Genomic DNA, 16631 nt, shown 5'->3' with positions numbered 1-16631 from the left:
GCAACAGGCGCGTAGCCGGTTACCACCTGTCCATATTGATCGGGTCAAGTGCGGGTCCATCAGAGGCCTGCGATGCATCAAATTCTCTACTGTTTCACCGAAGAGCACGATTGGCGGCTCGTCGCGCTTGGCGGCGCGGTGTGTCTGCTCGCCAGCGCGGCGGCCATCAGCCTGTTCCACCGGGCGCGCGCGACGCACGGCGTCGGCCGTCTGGCCTGGCTCGGCCTCGATGCCGCCGTCAGCGGCTGCGGCATCTGGGCGACGCATTTCATCGCGATGCTGGCCTACGGACCGGGAGGCGCGGGCGCCTACAACATCCCGGTGACGATCCTGTCGTTGGTCTTTGCGATCTCCGTGACCTTCGTGGGGCTGAGCATCGCCGTGTCGTCCTCGCGGGCGGTCGGGATCGTCCTCGGCGGCGCCATCGTCGGCACCGGTGTCGCGGCGATGCATTACACCGGCATGGCGGCGCTGGAGATACCGGCGCGCGTGGACTGGATCGGAAGCACGGTCGCCGCCTCGGTGCTGTCAGGAATTGTCTTTGCGGCACTTGCACTGTTCGTGGCCGCGCGGCGCGACGACCTCTTCCATGCGCTGACGGCGACGGTCCTGCTGACCGTCGCTATCGTCGCGCATCATTTCACCGCAATGGGCGCGGTGCTGCTGACGCCGGATCCGACGCTCGCGATCGGCGGTCTGTCGATCCCGCCGGCGTCGCTGTCCTTCCTCACGGCCAGTGCGGCGGTTGCGATCATCGCGATCGCGCTCGTGGCCGCGCTGCTCGACCGCCGCGCCAGGAGTGAATTGGGCGCCCAGCAAATGGTGCTGGATACGGCGCTCGAGAACATGTCGCAGGGTCTGTGCATGTTCGACGCGGACGGCAAGGTCATGCTGTTCAACGAGCGCTATGCCGCCATGCTCCGCCGCACCGACATTGCGCTGACTGGCCGCCTGTTGGTCGACGTGCTCAGGGACGAGCAGGCCAAGGGCCAGTGGCAGGGCGACGCGGATGAATTCTTTGCCCGCCTCGTGGCCGATGCGCGCGAGGGGCGCACCACGACCGACATCGTCAGCCGGTTCGGCCGCTCCATCCGGGTCGTCAACCAGCCGATGCAGGGCGGCGGCTGGGTCGCGACCTTCGAGGACATCACCGAATGGCTGGAGGCGCAGGCCAAGATCTCGCACATGGCGCGCCATGACGCGCTGACCAGCCTGCCGAACCGCGTGCTGTTCCACGAGCAGCTCGAGCAGGGACTGCGCCGGACCAGGTCGGGCGATCAGCTCGCGGTACTGTGTCTCGATCTCGACCACTTCAAGGACATCAACGACTCGCTCGGCCATCCCATCGGCGACGCGCTGTTGAGGGAGGTCGGCCGCAGGCTGAAGGCGACGGTCGGCGAGAGCGACACGGTGGCGCGACTGGGCGGCGACGAGTTCGCCGTGGTCCAGATCGGTCGCTCCGAGGAAGCCGCTGCGAGATCGCTTGCCGGCCGCCTCGTCGAGGTCATCTCGGCGCCCTACGAGATCGACGACCATCAGATCGTGATCGGCGTCTCGATCGGCATCTCGCTGTCGCCGCAGGACGGCAGCGATCCGAGCGAATTGCTGAAGAACGCCGACCTCGCGCTCTACCGCGCCAAGGCGGACGGCCGCGGCACCTATCGCTTCTTCGAGACCGGCATGGATGCCCGCGCGCAGGCGCGGCGCCTCCTGGAAATGGACCTGCGCGCGGCGGTGCAGCGCGACGAGTTCGAGGCGTATTATCAGCCGATCCGCGACGTCGCCAGCGGCCGCGTCGTCGCCTTCGAGGCGCTGCTGCGCTGGAACCATCCGCAGCGTGGCCTGATCGCGCCCATCGACTTCATTCCGCTGGCCGAGGAGACCGGACTGATCGTCCAGCTCGGCGAATTCGTGCTGCGCTCGGCCTGCACCGATGCCGCCACATGGCCGGACGATGTCGACCTCGCCGTCAATTTGTCGCCGGTGCAGTTCAAGAATCCGAACCTGATCGCATCCGTGATCGCGGCGCTCGCCGCCTCGGGACTTGACGCGCGCCGCCTCGAGCTCGAGATCACCGAATCCGTGCTGCTGCAGAATAGCGAGGCGACGCTGACCACGCTGCATGATCTGCGCGCCATGGGCGTGCGCATCTCGCTGGACGATTTCGGCACCGGCTATTCGTCGCTGAGCTATCTGCGCAGCTTCCCGTTCGACAAGATCAAGATCGACCGCTCCTTCGTGTCGGAGCTGGCGACGCGCGAGGATTCCATGGCGATCATCCGCGCCGTGACCGGTCTCGGCCGCAGCCTCGGCATCGTCACCACCGCGGAAGGCGTCGAGAACGACGCGCAGCTCGAGCTGCTCAGGCGCGAGGGCTGCACCCAGGCGCAGGGCTATCTGTTCAGCAAGCCGCGGCCCGCCTCCGACGTGGCGATCATGCTGAACCGCCCGCGGCTGCTTGCATCGGCTTGAGCTTCAGCCGCGGCGCAGGGCGAAATGGGCGCCGCAGAATGCCATGACGGCGCCGAGGCACAGCGCGGCGAGTCCGGCCAGCACGCCCGAGACGGTCGGGACCGGGCTCGGCGCCGAGGCCACCTGGCCGGCACCGGCGAGCAGCAGCACGCCGACCGCGATCAGGAACTGCCGCATCCGTTGCGGGATCTGGCCGTCGGCAGCGCTCTGCATCAGCGTCGCCGTGAAATAGCCGCCGGAGAAGCCGACGGTCGCGATCAGCCACCACGCGATCGCCGCGCCCGCCGGTATGAACTCATGCGTGTCGGAGCGCCAGAGACCGCCGAGGTCGAGCCCGTAGCGCGCGCCCAGCATGTGCACCGCGAGCGCGAGCAGCACGCCGGATATCACGGCGGCGCCGAGAATCAGGCGGCGCGGAAAAAAGATCGTCTCAGCCATGCCTCGCTTGTAGGATGGGCGAGGGCGATCGCGCAAGCGGATCGCAGACGGGATTGATGATCGAGATGCAGGTTTCGGAAGCTGAGGCCACGCCGGTCACGAACTATGCCTACAAGGCGTCGCTGATCGGCTCGGCGCATCGCTTCGAGCTGACGGAGCAGGGGCTGTCCTGGCACATCGGCGGCCGCACCTCGCTGTGGCCTTATGACGAGATCAGCGCGATCCGGCTGTCGTTCCGCCCGGTGTCGATGCAACAGCACCGCTTTCGCGCCGATGTCACTCACAGCAGCGGCCGCCGCATCGCGATCCTGTCGACGAGCTGGCAGACGGCGGCACTGATGGCGCCGCAGGACAACGGCTTTCGCGCGTTCATGCTCGCGCTGCACGCCCGGATGGCGAAGGCGGGCAGCCGCGCGGTGCTGACGGCGGGGCTCGGCCGAACGGCCTATGCGGCGGTGCTGGCGTTCCTGGCGGTGCTCACGGTGGCCATGGTCGGCCTGTTGATCCGCGCCCTCGTGAGCGGCGAGTTCGCCGGCGCGCTGTTCATCCTCGGCTTTGCCGCGCTGTTCGCCTGGCAGGTCGGCGGCTTCGTGCGGCGCAACCAGCCGCAGAGCTATCGCTTCGATCAGGTGCCGAAGGCCCTGCTGCCCTAGGTGCAATCGGTCGCAATCAAACGTGACTTCGCGCAACCGCGCCGATGCCGCATCGTGCCGCCATGTCAGTCATGGACCGCAGCACGCGTCTGCCGACGGCAGACGAGATCGCGGGAATCAACCGCACCCATCTGATCGATACGCCGCTCCGGCCGGCCGACCTGCTGTTCATGTTCGGCACCCGCGAGGACGTCGGCCTGCGCGCAGACACCGCCGCGCGGCTGTGGTGCGAGGGCTATTTCCGCTGGTCGATTGTCAGCGGCGGCGTGACGCCGGGCTCGGAGCAATCCGAATGCACGGTCATCAAGGCTGCGATGATTGCGGCGGGCATTCCGGCGGACCGGATCCTCGAGGAGCATCGCGCGATGAACACCGGCGAGAACGTGATCTTCTCGCTGCCGATCATCGATGCGGCGCTGAGCCTTGCAAACATCCGCAGCGTGATCTGCCTCGGCAACACCTGGACCGCGCGGCGCTATCCGATGACGCTGCACCGGCACTGGCCGGAGGTGACGAAGATGCTGCTCACCGTCGACAGCTTTGCGACGCCGCGCGCGCTCTGGCACACCGACGCCGAATTTTGCCGCCGCATGCTGCACGAATGGGACAAGATCGAGCCGTACAAGGCGAAGGGCTTCATCGCGGAATGGCCGGCGGCGTGACAAGCGCGAGAGCCTGCTGCGAGCTACTCCGTGGAGTCGAAATCCTCTTCCTTGGTGCCGAGCAGCGAGACGAGCGTGCGCAGGCCGGAATCGAGTTGCTCGAAGGTGGGCGGCGCGAGCGCGAGGCGCACCGCATTCGGTGCATGGCCGTGGGCGATCGCGAAGGTGGAGGAGGGCGTCAGCGCGATGCCGCGCCTCGCTGCTGCTCCGACGAAGGTCTGCGAGCGCCAGTGTGAGGGCAGCGTCAGCCAGAGATGATAGGAGCGCGGATCGGCGGCGTGCTGGTAGCCGGCCAGCAGCCTTGCCGCGGTCTGCTGCCGCCGCGCGGCGTCGATGCGCTTCAGCCGCGTCAGTTCGGCGACGGTGCCGTCGGCCATCAGCCGCTGCCCGGCCGCCAGCGCATGGCCGGAGGCGATCCAGCCGCCGGTGCGCACCGCGCTCATCACGCTCTCGCGCAAATGCGGCGGCGCGACGAGGATACCGAGCGCAAGGCCCGGCGCGACCTTCTTGGACAGGCTGTCGATCACGATGCAGCGGTCCGGCCCGAGCGATGCCAGCGGCGTGTCGTCGGCGAGGAAGCCGTAGACGGTATCCTCGATGATGGTGAGGTCGAGCTTCTCGGCGACGCGCATGATGTCGGCGCGCCGCGTCGCGTTCATGGTGACGCCGAGCGGGTTCTGAATGATGGGCTGCAGATACAGCGCCGACAGATGCGCCTCGCGATGCGCCTTCTGGATCGCATCGGGACGCGCGCCGAATTCGTCCATCGGAATCGGGACCAGCGTGATGCCGAGCCGTGCCGCGATGCTCTTGACGTAAGGGTAGGTCAGCGCCTCGACGCCGCAGCGGCCGCCGGTGGGGACGAGCGCCGCGAGCGCGGCCGCGAGCGATTGCTTGCCGTTGGCGGTGAACACGATCTGCTCGGCCTGCGGCGCGAAATCCTTGCGTGCGAGATAAGCGGCGGCAGCGTTGCGCGCGCTCTTGGTGCCGGTGCTGGTCGAGACGCGCAGCGCGGATTCGAGCGCGTCGACGCGCTCGAGCCCCGCAAGGCTCTTGGCGATCATCGCCCATTGCTGCGGCAATAGCGGATAATTGACCTCGAAATCGATCCGCGCATCGCGCGGCTCGCTCAAAGCTTCGACCTCGCGCCTGATGTCGCCGGAGATGAAGGTGCCGCGGCCGACCTCGCCGACGACGAGGCCGCGACGGAGCAGCTCCGTATAAACCCGGCTCGCGGTCGAGACCGCGATGCCGCGGTCATAGGCAAAATTGCGCTGCGGCGGCAGCCGATCGCCGGGCCTTAACGTGCCGTTAGAGATATCCGAGGCAATGGCATCGGCAAGCTTCACGTACTCGAACTTGGACATTATTGCACCGAGAGCAATGTTTTACTTGCTCCGAGCAGTGTACTGGAGCATTTAAGTTCCATCAAGTTCCACGATTGAGCCGAGGAGAGCGAGAGCAATCCGACGGCAAATGAGGTGCAGGCGCTGACAGCGTCGGCGCCAACGGCACCTGCTTCGCCGCGCGGGACAACAGGCCGGAGAAGAAACATGACCACGATCTCGCAAACTGCCGGGCGGAGTTTACGCCCATCCTCAACGGGCGGATTTTTTGCAACGCTCGCCCAGGGCGCCTATGCGCTGTTCAACCGCCTCGAGCGCCGCTCGGCGGTGAAGACATTGAACGAGCTCGACGACCGCGCCCTGCGCGACATCGGGATCACGCGCAGCCAGATCGAGGACGCCGTCTACGGGCAGGTCAAGGCCGAGCTGACGCGGTATCTGTGAGGCGTTTCTGATGCGCTCGCTCCTTCCGTGTCCCGGACGCGCTGCAACGCTCTTGGCGTTGCTGCGCTGAGCCGGGACCCAGGAAGCCGCGCGCACCGCTACATGGGCCCCGGCTCTGCAGCGCACCGCCGACCGGACGATGCTTCGCATCGCCGGGGAGGCGCTGCGCTGCGTCCGGGGCACGAGACCTTTGTTCAACGATAGACATGGTTCGTCATCCTCGCGGCGCAGCTCGCCCGAGCTTTGCTTCATCTCTTCACCCTCATAATTGAAAGAGGGCGCAGGGAAGGCCGGGAGCCGGCTGGCACCCGCGGTCCACTGTGCGATGTTGCAGTAAGGAAATCTGCACAGCGGCATACAGGTGTAGCCAGGACATCCCGGCCTTCCCTGCGCAGTGGCTTTACGGCTTATGTCGTGCTCTCCCCGGGGAGCGTTGCACTATTGCCCCCGTCGCCTTGCGGATGGCTGACGAGCGCGTCCGGTTGGACGATACCCATCACCACAAGACTTGACGCACAGACCCCGGGCGTCAGGACCACACGGTTTTGCCGTACGCCGATCACACCGGTCGTGTGCGCGACGGTTCTGCTCACGGCTCTCCGCCCTGCAAAACCCTTCGCGCCGATGTGACCCACGTCCACCGCCGTCCGGCCCGCGTTCGTGACGATCGCGATACGCCCCTCTTCCTTGGGCCGGGTTGCCGCGACACATACGTCATTTCCGAATTTCGGTAAAGTGGAATATTTCCGCCGCCATGCGTTGACCGATACCTTGGGTGTTTTGCCCGTCGGGCAACGCAAGGTCTGGTAGCTCTCGTGTCCCGGACGCGCTGCAACGCCCTTCGCGTTGCTGCGCAGAGGCGGGACCTAGCAGGCCACGCAATCCGCCGATGCATGGGCCCCGGCTCTGCAGCGCACCGCTGAAGTAGCGCTGCGCTGCGTCCGGGGCACGAGAGCGGAGTTTCCGACGCACACCAGCATCGTCACACTCGCAATGACGGGAATAGGTCAGAGCCTAGTGCCTCACCACCAGCACCGAGCACTTGGCGTAGCGCACCACATGCCCCGCGTTGGAGCCGAGGAAATAGGTGCGCATCGCCGGCCGGTGCGAGGTCATCACGATCAGATCGGCCTTCATGTGCACGGCTTCCTCCAGGATCTCGTGGTAGATGCCGCCCTGGCGTACCACGCTGGAGATGCGGCTCGGCTCGATGCCGGATTCGCGTGCGACGATGGCGAGGGCTTCTTCCGAGGTCTGGCGCTGCTGCTCGTCGAAATCGGCCGGCACGTATTCGGCCAGCATCACCGGCGTCATCGGCAGCACGTTGAGCAGGCGCACCTGGCCGCTCCAGGTCTGCGACAGCGTTGCCGCGGTCGCGATCGCCGGCTTGGCGAGGTCGGTGTCGGCGAGGTCGATGGGCACGAGGATGGACTTGAACATCTGCGCCTCCAAATCTTCCAGTCAGCAACTTTTGCCGGTCGTCGCGATCATCCCGATCGAAGCAGCTTGGGGCTGGTGAACAGCACCAGCTTGCCGCGGCGGTAGGCCACGTCACCCCAATCCTTGACGTCAAAATCGAAGATCGCAAGCCCCGCGGTGGGCAGATTGTCAGCGAGCGCCCTGGCGCCATCAGGATCGCCGCCGCCCATCAGCATCAAGGCGGCCTCGTGCATGCCGGGATTGTGGGCGACCAGCAGCAATTGCTTCGGGTCGGCCGGGGCGGTTGCGGTGCGAATGGACTCCAGGATCTGCGCGGGATCGGCGCCGTAGAGCTCCGGCAGGATCTCGACCTGCGGCGTCGGGACGCGGTCCTTCATCGCCTCCCAGGCGATGTCCCAGGTCTGCCGAGCCCGGACGGCGTGCGACACCAGCACGGTCTCGGGGAAGGGCGGGTGGGCGGCGATCCAGTCGCCGATCCGGGCGGCATCCTTGTGGCCGCGATCATCGAGCCGTCGGTCCTGGTCACGGCCGCTCGGCGCGTCGGTCTCGGTCTTGGCGTGACGCAGCAGCATCAAACGGCGCATGGCATTCTCGAATCGTTACGGTCGCTGATAATGTACAGACGCGGGTGAGGACAAGGTGACAAGCGCCCGCTCAGTCCTCTAAGAAAACGGCATGAGCGAGACTTTCACAAGCGTGTCCCAGGAAGAAGCCGGCTTTCGCGACCGTGTGCGGCTGTCGTTCGATCTCGACGCCGACATCTGCGTCATCGGTGCCGGGCTTGCCGGGCTCTCCATCGCGCTGGAGGCGGCCCGGCTCGGGGCAAGCGTCGCGGTGCTCGAGGGCCGTCATATCGGCTGGAACGCCTCCGGCAACCAGCTCGGCACCGTGCTGCCGGGCTTTGCGCTGCCGCTCACCGACCTGATCGAGCGCATCGGCTTCGAGGACGCGCGTGAATTGTGGACGCTGTCGAAGGAGGGCGCCGAGTTCGTCCGGGCCAACGCCACGGAAGAGAACATGCCGGGGATCGCCCCGAGCAACGGCGTGCTGGAGGTCTCCAACGTCGACGCCGGCGACCGTCTGATCAGCCGGTTGCAGATGCTGAACGAGGATTTCGAAACCGAGGTCGAAGGCTGGCAGGTCGATCGCGTCCGCGAGGTGCTCAGGACCGATCGCTATTTCCACGGCGTGTATTATCCCAAAGCGTTCCAGGTCGACGGCCGCAAATATGTGCACGGCCTTGCGGCGCTGGCGCGGCGGGCAGGCGCCCGCATCTTCGAGGACACGCCGGTCGTCAGCATCGATCATTCCGGCATCCGCAAACGCATCGTCACGCCCTCGGCGCGTATGCGCGCGACCCACATCGTGCTGGCCGGCAACATCCATCTCGGCGCGCCCTTGCGGCGCCTGTCGGAGACGCTGCTGCCGGTCTGGCGCTATGCCGGCATCACCGCGCCGCTCGGCGAGCGCGTGCACGAGATCATCGCCTTCAACGGAGCGGTGATGGATTCCGACGGTGTCGACCATTTCCGCATCGTCGACGGCGACCGGCTGATGTGGGAGAGCCCGGAGACCACCTGGGCCGCGCGTCCGCAGCGCTTTGCAGGCAGCGTCAGGCGGCGGATCCGCACGATCTTTCCGGAGCTCGGCAATGTCGAGGTCACTGATATGTTCGGCGGCGCCACCGGCCAGACCGTGCACGGCATGCCGCAGATCGGCCAGTTGCGCAAAGGCCTGTGGGTGGCGAGCGGGTTCGGCCGCCAGGGCATGAACACCTCCGCCATGGCCGGGCAGATGATCGCGCGCAGCATCCTGTGGGGTGATGAGCGCTGGAAGCTGTTCTCGCCGTTCGAGCTGGTCTGGGCGGGCGGCGCCACGGGGAGGGTCGCGGGCCAGCTGGTCGGGATCTGGGGCAGGGCGAGTTCCGCCGCCGCAGGCTCGCTCGCCCGCTACCGCGAGCGTGCCAGGGTCAAGGACAGCGAGCGCGAGGCGCGCCTTGCCGAGGCCAACCGGGCCGCCGGCACTGGTCCGCGCCGCCCACCGTCCGGCGTCAGGCCGCGACCGGCCCCGCCGCCGAAACGCCCGGCCCGGGAGGCAGAGCAGGTTGTGGAACCGGCCTCGCATGATGGCGCCGCCTCCCAATAAGTTGAGAGAAATTCCGCCCGGACGTGTAACTTCGGCCGACAGAAGCCCGTATCTCAGGGCGTGGATTGCCCGCGCACGGAGAATGAGATGTTTGACCGCCGCATCCTGTTGACGACTGCCGCCGGCCTGTTCGGCCTTGGGGCCTTCCGCTGGCTGAGAGCAACGCCCGCCGAGGCTGGCGAGAAAGCCGCGGAAAAGTTCGAGATCACGAAGACGGAGGCTGAATGGCGCGCCCAGCTCACGCCGCAGCAATATGAGATTCTGCGCAACCACGGCACCGAGCGGCCCGGCTCCAGTCCGCTCTTGAAGGAGCACCGCAAGGGGACCTTCGCCTGCGCCGGCTGCGACCTGCCGCTGTTCGCGTCCGAGACCAAGTTCGAGAGCGGTACGGGCTGGCCGAGCTTCTACCAGCCGATCGAGGGCAATGTCGGCAAGACCGAAGACCGGGCCTACGGCATGGTTCGCACCGAGGTGCATTGCCGGCGCTGCGGCGGCCATCTCGGCCACGTCTTCGACGACGGTCCGAAGCCGACCGGATTGCGCTATTGCATCGACGGTTTCGGGCTGGTTTTCCACCCCGCGGCGGCGTCAGCGACGTAGAGTTTAACTTGTCATTCCGCGGCGGTCCGTAGGACCGAGCTATGGTGCGCGCTTGCGCACCTGAGAATCTCGAGGTTCTCAGGTACGCAATTGCGCACCAGAATTCGATGCTGACGCTCGCTCCGGAACGACAATTTCTCCCGGCAATTGTTGCCGGTCCCGGCAAATGTGCCCCGGTCATCAGGCCGGGGCTTTTTTGTTAAGTCATTGATTTTCTGAAGATACCCGCATTGGCATAGCCCTTGCGACTGTCTCCTCCGACTGCGGCCATGTCGACCCGCCGCCGAGATCGGATTTGGAGACAAAGTTATGGGTATCTTCGATGCAATGAACACCTCGGTGGGTGGCCTGCAGGCGCAGTCCTACGCGCTGCAGAACATCTCCGGCAACATCGCGAACTCATCCACCACCGGTTACAAGGGCATCGGCACCAGCTTCGTCGATCTCATCCCCGACTCCTCGGTCCCGAGCAAGCAGGTCGCGGGCGGCGTGACGGCCAACGCCAAGGCCACCATCACCACGCAGGGCACGATCTCGGGCTCCACCGTCGCCACCAACATGGCGATCACCGGCGACGGCTTCTTCTCGATCCAGAAGGCGAGCGGCGTCGTCGACAACGTGCCGGTCTTCACCGGCGTCACCTATTACACGCGGCGCGGCGACTTCCAGCTCAATGCCAACGGCAATCTGGTCAACGGCGCCGGTTATTACCTGATGGGCGTCACGGTCGATCCGAAGACCGGTAACCCGACCGGCAGCGTGGCAAACGTGCTGCAATTCCAGAACAACTTCATTCCGGCGCAGGCGACCACCTCGATCCAGTACGCTGCGAACCTGCCGACCCAGCCGAACACGGTGGCGAAAACGACCGCGTCGAGCGGCACGCTGCTGGCGGCCGGCGGGCTGAACCCGTCCGATTTCGCAGCCAACCCGCTGCCGGTCGGCACACCTCCCGCGCCCTATGCCAACGCATTGGTGTCCGGCGCGGCTGCAACCGGCAACGTCCGTTCGGCCTACTCGTCGACGACGGGCACGGGCACGGTCGCACTCCAGAACAATTCGTCGGCGGTGGCCTCGACCACCACATCGCTCGATAACGCGGTCGGCACGCATCTCGCCTCCAGCATCCTCACCGCCTTGAGCGGCCAGACGCTGACCATCAATGGCAACACCATCACGTTCAACGGCGGCACGACGGTCTCGACCGTCGGCAACAACACCACGATCGGTCTCGGCGCGGGCACCACGGCGACGGTCGCGGACATCCTGAACGGGATCCAGACTGCGGGCGGCGCCGGCGTCACGGCCTCGCTCTCCGCCAGCGGCAACATCGTGATCTCCAGCGGCACCGGCACCGACGTGGCGGTCGGCAGCGGTACGGCCGCCACCGCGCTCGGCATCAGCAGCGTAACCCGCGGCGGCAACGTGCTGTCCTCGCCCGCGATCTCGGGTGCAACGGTGCTGAGCGGGAGCGCGACCGCCGGTGGCGCCCAGGTGCTCTCGTCCGGCTTCGCCGCCGGCGATACCATCACCGTCAACGGCCAGACACTGACTTTCGTCTCGCCGCCTACGGTTCCCAGCGCCGCTCAGATCCTCACCACCGACAACGTCACGACTCTGCTCGGCAAGATCGACGCGCTCTCCGGCGCCTCGGGATCGTCGGTCAGCAGCGGCGGCGTCATCACGCTGAACACCGGCACCGTCTCCAACCTCTCGGTGTCCAGCTCCAACAGCGCTGCCTTCTCGGCGCTCGGCTTCACCTCGACCATCACCAAGAACCGCGACGGCGGCGGCACCGCCGGCACCGGTGGCGTGATCGGCAACGACATCGCGACCTTCACCAAGGAATCGATCAGCGGCGGCGCGGTGACCGCCTACAACGCCGCCGGCACGCCGGTGAACCTGCAATTGCGTTGGGCCAAGACCGACAGCGCCTCGCTGGGCGCGGGTCATTCGGATAGCTGGAACCTGTTCTACCAGACCGATCCGAACGCGACCGGCACGACCGTCGGCTGGATCAATACCGGCCAGACGTTCACCTTTGCCAGCGACGGCTCGCTGACCTCGCCGAGCGGCTCGGGCATCACCATCAACAATGTCAGCGTCAGCGGCCAGTCGCTCGGCTCGGTCGCCTTCAACATCTCCTCAGGCGGACTGACGCAATATGCCAGCACCAGCGGCGCGGTGACCATCAACACCATCACGCAGAATGGCTATGCCGCCGGTCAGCTTCGCTCGGTCGCCGTCAACAACAACGGCATCGTGGTCGGCACCTTCTCCAACGGCCAGAACCTCAACCTCGCTCAGGTTCAGCTGTCGCACTTCAACGGCACCAATTATCTGAAGGCGATGGACGGCGGTGCCTATGCCGCGACCGAGCAGTCGGGTGACGCGATCGACGGCGCTTCGGGCACCATCAGCGGCTCGTCGCTTGAGGGATCTAACACCGACATCGCCGACGAATTCACCAAGCTGATCGTGACCCAGCAGGCCTATTCGGCCAACACCAAGGTGATCACGACTGCGAATTCGATGGTGCAGGACCTCTTGAACGTGTTGCGCTGATCGGCGCGTAACGTAACCAAAGGCGGCAAGTAACATGGGTTTGAGTTCAGCCCTCGCCAGTGCGATGAGCGGTCTGCGTGCCAACCAGGCCGCGCTCTCGATCGTTTCCTCGAACGTCGCCAATGCGCAGACGCCGGGTTACGTCGTCCAGACCCCGAACCAGATCGAGGTCACCACCGGCGATTTCGGCTCGACGGCGATGACGACCGGCGTCAGCCGGGAGCTCGACACCTATGTGCTGAACCAGCTGCGCACCGAGACCGGCGGCAGCGGCTACGCCGATCAGATGGCCAACATCCTGAAGCAGCTTCAGAATGTCTATGGCACGCCGGGCAACAGCGGCACGCTCGAAACCGCGCTGAACAAGTTCACCACGGCGCTGCAGGCGCTGTCGACCAGCTCGGGCGCCTCATCGGCGCAAACCGTGGCGCTCGGTGCGGCGCAGGCGCTGGCCACGCAGCTCAACGTCACCACCAAGGGCATCCAGTCGCTGCGCTCCAATGTCGAGCAGGATCTCGGCAACTCGGCGCAAGCGGCCAACGTCGCCATGCAGCAGATCGCCGACATCAACACCAAGCTGCAGGGCCTGTCGGCCGACGATCCCTCGGCCGCGACGCTGATGGACCAGCGCGACCAGGCCATCAACACGCTGTCGAAATATGTCGACGTCCGCGTCACCACCGACGGTTCGAACCAGGCCAACATCTACACCACGACGGGCATCCAGCTCGTCGGCGCCGGGCTCGCCTCGCAATTCACCTTTGCTTCCGCCGGCGCGCTGTCGGCGACCTCGCTCTACAACATCGATCCGGCCAAGTCCGGCGTCGGCGCGCTCAACATCGTGCTGCCGAACGGCTCGAAGGTCGACGTGGTCGCCAACAACGTGGTCTCCTCGGGCCAGATCGCGGCCGATCTGAAGCTGCGCGACGAGACGCTGGTGCAGGCGCAGAACCAGATCGACCAGCTCGCTGCCACGATGTCGAGCGCGCTGTCGGACAAGACCACCGCCGGCACCACGGTGTCGGGCCCGCCGGCCGGCTTCGACATCGACCTTGCCGGGGCGCTGCCGGGCAACACCGCCACCTTCACCTACACCGATACGGCGACCAACACGAAGCGCCAGGTCACCCTTGTCAACGTCACCGATCCGGCGGCGCTGCCGCTGCAGAACGCCACCAACGCCAATCCGATGCAGATCGGCGTGAACTTCTCCGGCGGCATGGGCGCGATCGCTTCGGCGCTCAACACGGCGCTCCCCACCTCGCATTTGACGTTCTCCGCCGCGCTGCCGCCGGCGAGCGCCACGACGCTGCGGATCACGGACGACAACAGCGGCCTTGCCAAGGTCAATTCGTCCTCGATCACCAAGACGATCTCGTCGCTGACCTCGGGCAATCCACAACTGCCGCTGTTCACCGACGGCGGACAGGCGCTCTACACCGGCGCGATCACCGCCTCGGGCTCGCAGATGACCGGCCTTGCCGGACGCATCGCCGTGAACACGCAGCTGGTCAACGACCCGACCAGGATGTCGGTGTACAACACCTCGCCGGTGACGCCTTCGGGTGACACCGCGCGTTCGGACTATCTCTACTCGCAGCTCACCTCGGCGGTGTTCTCCTATTCGCCAACGAGCGGTCTCGGCTCGGCGAGCCAGCCCTTCACCGGCAGCGTTTCGAATTATCTGCAGCAGTTCCTGAGCGTCCAGGCCAATTCCGCGACCCAGGCCACCCAGCTCCAGCAGGGCCAGAGCGTCGTGGTCTCGACGCTCCAGGCCAAGTTCGACTCGACCTCCAAGGTCAATCTGGACTCGGAGATGTCGAACCTGATCCAGCTGCAGAATGCCTATGCCGCCAACGCCCACGTCATGTCGGTGGTGCAGAGCATGATGAATACGTTGCTCCAGGCTCAAGTGTAACAAGTAACAGGGCTCTGAAACATGTCGATCAGCAGCATCAACTACTCTTCGTCGATTCTCGGCTCGCAGATCCGCAACATCAATCAGCAGCTCACCGACCTGTCGACGCAGCTCTCGACCGGCAAGCTGTCGCAGAACTATTCCGGGATGGGCACCAACGAGGGCTTTGCGATCGCCGGGCGCGCGCAGCTCTCCAACATCGCCGCCTATACCGACACGATCACCAACGTCAATGTGAGCATCAACCTCGCCAATACCGCGCTGCAGTCGCTGACCAAGATCCGCAGCACGGTGCAGACGGGCGCGGCCAACACCGCGCAGGATCTCAACGTCAACGGCCAGACCATCGCGCAGAACACCGCCGCCGCCCAGTTCGGCTCGATGGTCGGCGTGCTCAACACGCAGACGGGCAACCGCTATCTGTTCTCGGGGACCGCCGTCAGCACGCAGTCGGTCGCGGATGCCGGCGACATCATCAACGGCACCACGACGCAGGCGGGGTTCAAGACCGTGATGGCGGAGCGCCAGGCCGCCGACCTCGGCGACGGGATGGGTCGTCTGGTGCAGTCGACGCTGCCGTCGGGCGCGATACAGGTGTCCGAGGACGTTGCCGGTTCGCCGTTCGGTCTGAAGATCGCGGCGGTCTCCTCGACACTGACGGGGGCCACCATCACCGGTCCGAGCGGCTCGCCGGTGTCGTTCTCGGTCAATCTCAACGGCCTCAATCCGAACAACGGCGACAAGCTCAGCGTTCAGTTCACCTTGCCGGACGGCTCGACCGAGCAGATCGACCTGACCGCCTCGACGGCTACGCCGACCCCGGTGGGCAGCTTCGCGATCGACGCAAGCATCCCCGTCAACCCGGCCAACACCGCGACGAATCTCAACACGGCGCTGAACACTGCGATCAAGAAGCTCGCGGGCACCTCGTTGGTGGCGGCATCCGCGGTCACGGCGGGCGACAATTTCTTCAACACCGCCAGCTCTGCGATCGGCGCGCCCAAGACCAGCCAAGCGGGCCCACTCGTACCGATCAGCGGAGCGACGGCGCTGTCCGGTGCGAGCCCCACGGACTCGATCTCGCCGGGTTTCGTCGCCGGCGACACCATCACCGTCAACGGCACCACGCTGACCTTCGTGGCCTCGGGCGCGACCGGCAATCAGCTCAACGTCGGCGACAGCGTCCAGACGCTGATGAGCAAGATCGACGCGATCACGGGGACGTCGAAGCCGTCGACAATCCATGGCGGTTCGATCACGATCAACACGGACGATGCGGCGAGCCTGAACATCACGAGTTCGAATACCGGCGCGCTCGGTTCGCTCGGCTTCAGCGCGACGCCGGTGACCGCGACGCAGCCGCCGCTGCGCGTAGGCTCCTCGCCCGCGAGCTCGGCGACGACGCTGGTCAACGGCTCGGCCAACACCGTGAAGTGGTACACCGGCAATGACGGGCCCGGCCCGGCGCGCTCCACCGCGATGGCGCGGGTCGACGATTCCGTCACGGTGCAGTACGGCGCCCAGGCGAACGAGGACGCGATCCGCCGGCAGCTGCAGGCAATCGCGGTGTTCGGAACCTTCTCGACCTCGCCGACCGGGCAGTATTCGGGCGGGCAGGTCGCCGCGCTGAGCCTGCGCACCACCCAGGCGCTGACCCAGCAGCCCGGCCAGCAGCGCATCGAGGACATCCAGACCGACATCGCGATGGCCCAGAACACGATGAAGGACGCGAGCACGCGCCAGACCCAGGCCAAGGCGCAGCTCCAGACCATCATCGACCAGGCGGAATCGGCCTCGCCGGACGAGGTCGCGAGCCAGCTGCTGGCGCTGCAGAACGCGCTCCAGGCGTCCTACCAGGTGACCTCGAACCTCGCGCAGCTGTCGCTCGTCAAGTTCCTGTAAGGATGCGTTAAGGCGCCGTTAACCATGCCTCTTTACCTCTTGGTGA

The 16631-nt window shown here is 66.1% G+C and carries 13 protein-coding genes; 9 read left to right on the top strand and 4 right to left on the bottom strand.

Annotated elements, in window-relative coordinates:
* The first annotated feature begins 72 nt into the window (after positions 1 to 72).
* Positions 73 to 2472, top strand: coding sequence for an EAL domain-containing protein (locus XI03_RS36725; protein ID WP_271594854.1), 2400 nt, complete (start codon positions 73 to 75; stop codon positions 2470 to 2472).
* A gap of 3 nt (positions 2473 to 2475) precedes the next feature.
* Here XI03_RS36725 and XI03_RS36720 read toward each other — a convergent pair whose 3' ends face one another.
* A complete protein-coding gene (locus XI03_RS36720; protein ID WP_271594853.1) occupies positions 2476 to 2910 on the bottom strand; it encodes a hypothetical protein in 435 nt (144 codons plus the stop codon).
* Positions 2911 to 2975: 65 nt separating this feature from the next.
* Here XI03_RS36720 and XI03_RS36715 point away from each other — a divergent pair, with 65 nt between their 5' ends.
* Positions 2976 to 3563 carry a hypothetical protein gene (locus XI03_RS36715; protein ID WP_271594993.1) on the top strand — a complete coding sequence of 196 codons (588 nt, stop codon included), beginning with the start codon at positions 2976 to 2978 and terminating at the stop codon, positions 3561 to 3563.
* A gap of 62 nt (positions 3564 to 3625) precedes the next feature.
* Positions 3626 to 4225: a YdcF family protein gene (locus XI03_RS36710; protein ID WP_271594852.1), complete on the top strand. Its 600-nt coding sequence runs from the start codon at positions 3626 to 3628 to the stop codon at positions 4223 to 4225.
* Between the two features lie 23 nt (positions 4226 to 4248).
* Here XI03_RS36710 and XI03_RS36705 read toward each other — a convergent pair whose 3' ends face one another.
* Entirely contained in the window at positions 4249 to 5592 is a 1344-nt protein-coding gene (locus XI03_RS36705) for an aminotransferase-like domain-containing protein (protein WP_271594851.1), read from the bottom strand.
* 186 nt (positions 5593 to 5778) lie between these two features.
* Between XI03_RS36705 and XI03_RS36700 the strand changes: the two genes are divergently transcribed.
* Positions 5779 to 6015: a DUF1127 domain-containing protein gene (locus XI03_RS36700; RefSeq protein WP_026201826.1), complete on the top strand. Its 237-nt coding sequence runs from the start codon at positions 5779 to 5781 to the stop codon at positions 6013 to 6015.
* 1014 nt (positions 6016 to 7029) lie between these two features.
* On the opposite strand, the gene XI03_RS36695 is transcribed toward XI03_RS36700, so the two are convergent.
* Both XI03_RS36695 and XI03_RS36690 read right to left on the bottom strand, forming a co-directional pair.
* Positions 7030 to 7455: a universal stress protein gene (locus XI03_RS36695; protein WP_038951239.1), complete on the bottom strand. Its 426-nt coding sequence runs from the start codon at positions 7453 to 7455 to the stop codon at positions 7030 to 7032.
* Between the two features lie 47 nt (positions 7456 to 7502).
* Positions 7503 to 8039, bottom strand: coding sequence for a SixA phosphatase family protein (locus tag XI03_RS36690; protein WP_028144328.1), 537 nt, complete (start codon positions 8037 to 8039; stop codon positions 7503 to 7505).
* A gap of 91 nt (positions 8040 to 8130) precedes the next feature.
* Here XI03_RS36690 and XI03_RS36685 point away from each other — a divergent pair, with 91 nt between their 5' ends.
* The 5 genes from XI03_RS36685 (at position 8131) to XI03_RS36665 (ending at position 16585) form a co-directional block, all read left to right on the top strand.
* Positions 8131 to 9600 (top strand): NAD(P)/FAD-dependent oxidoreductase, encoded by a 1470-nt coding sequence (locus tag XI03_RS36685; RefSeq protein ID WP_271594850.1) that lies wholly within the window; start codon positions 8131 to 8133, stop codon positions 9598 to 9600.
* Positions 9601 to 9687: 87 nt separating this feature from the next.
* Complete coding sequence (gene msrB / locus XI03_RS36680) at positions 9688 to 10200, top strand: peptide-methionine (R)-S-oxide reductase MsrB (RefSeq protein WP_028144330.1); 513 nt, start codon at positions 9688 to 9690, stop codon at positions 10198 to 10200.
* A 309-nt stretch (positions 10201 to 10509) separates the two neighbouring features.
* Positions 10510 to 12765, top strand: coding sequence for a flagellar hook-basal body complex protein (locus XI03_RS36675; protein WP_271594849.1), 2256 nt, complete (start codon positions 10510 to 10512; stop codon positions 12763 to 12765).
* Between the two features lie 34 nt (positions 12766 to 12799).
* Positions 12800 to 14683 (top strand): flagellar hook-associated protein FlgK, encoded by a 1884-nt coding sequence (gene flgK, locus XI03_RS36670; protein WP_271594848.1) that lies wholly within the window; start codon positions 12800 to 12802, stop codon positions 14681 to 14683.
* A 21-nt stretch (positions 14684 to 14704) separates the two neighbouring features.
* Positions 14705 to 16585, top strand: a complete 1881-nt coding sequence (locus XI03_RS36665) for a flagellar protein (RefSeq protein ID WP_271594847.1) — start codon at positions 14705 to 14707, stop codon at positions 16583 to 16585.
* Positions 16586 to 16631 lie beyond the last annotated feature (46 nt).

The organism is Bradyrhizobium sp. CCBAU 65884, assembly GCF_028128835.1.
In the GTDB taxonomy this organism is placed as follows: domain Bacteria; phylum Pseudomonadota; class Alphaproteobacteria; order Rhizobiales; family Xanthobacteraceae; genus Bradyrhizobium; species Bradyrhizobium ottawaense.
Note: the sequence above shows the minus strand (reverse complement) of the source record. Positions and strands in the feature narration are given on the sequence as shown.

What these genes read in the sequence shown, in the direction of transcription:
- XI03_RS36725 (WP_271594854.1), top strand. Translation starts at nt 73, where the DNA reads ATGCATCAAATTCTCTACTGTTTCACCGAAGAGCACGATTGGCGGCTC.
- XI03_RS36720 (WP_271594853.1), bottom strand. Translation starts at nt 2,910, where the DNA reads ATGGCTGAGACGATCTTTTTTCCGCGCCGCCTGATTCTCGGCGCCGCC.
- XI03_RS36715 (WP_271594993.1), top strand. Translation starts at nt 2,976, where the DNA reads ATGCAGGTTTCGGAAGCTGAGGCCACGCCGGTCACGAACTATGCCTAC.
- XI03_RS36710 (WP_271594852.1), top strand. Translation starts at nt 3,626, where the DNA reads ATGTCAGTCATGGACCGCAGCACGCGTCTGCCGACGGCAGACGAGATC.
- XI03_RS36705 (WP_271594851.1), bottom strand. Translation starts at nt 5,592, where the DNA reads ATGTCCAAGTTCGAGTACGTGAAGCTTGCCGATGCCATTGCCTCGGAT.
- XI03_RS36700 (WP_026201826.1), top strand. Translation starts at nt 5,779, where the DNA reads ATGACCACGATCTCGCAAACTGCCGGGCGGAGTTTACGCCCATCCTCA.
- XI03_RS36695 (WP_038951239.1), bottom strand. Translation starts at nt 7,455, where the DNA reads ATGTTCAAGTCCATCCTCGTGCCCATCGACCTCGCCGACACCGACCTC.
- XI03_RS36690 (WP_028144328.1), bottom strand. Translation starts at nt 8,039, where the DNA reads ATGCGCCGTTTGATGCTGCTGCGTCACGCCAAGACCGAGACCGACGCG.
- XI03_RS36685 (WP_271594850.1), top strand. Translation starts at nt 8,131, where the DNA reads ATGAGCGAGACTTTCACAAGCGTGTCCCAGGAAGAAGCCGGCTTTCGC.
- msrB (WP_028144330.1), top strand. Translation starts at nt 9,688, where the DNA reads ATGTTTGACCGCCGCATCCTGTTGACGACTGCCGCCGGCCTGTTCGGC.
- XI03_RS36675 (WP_271594849.1), top strand. Translation starts at nt 10,510, where the DNA reads ATGGGTATCTTCGATGCAATGAACACCTCGGTGGGTGGCCTGCAGGCG.
- flgK (WP_271594848.1), top strand. Translation starts at nt 12,800, where the DNA reads ATGGGTTTGAGTTCAGCCCTCGCCAGTGCGATGAGCGGTCTGCGTGCC.
- XI03_RS36665 (WP_271594847.1), top strand. Translation starts at nt 14,705, where the DNA reads ATGTCGATCAGCAGCATCAACTACTCTTCGTCGATTCTCGGCTCGCAG.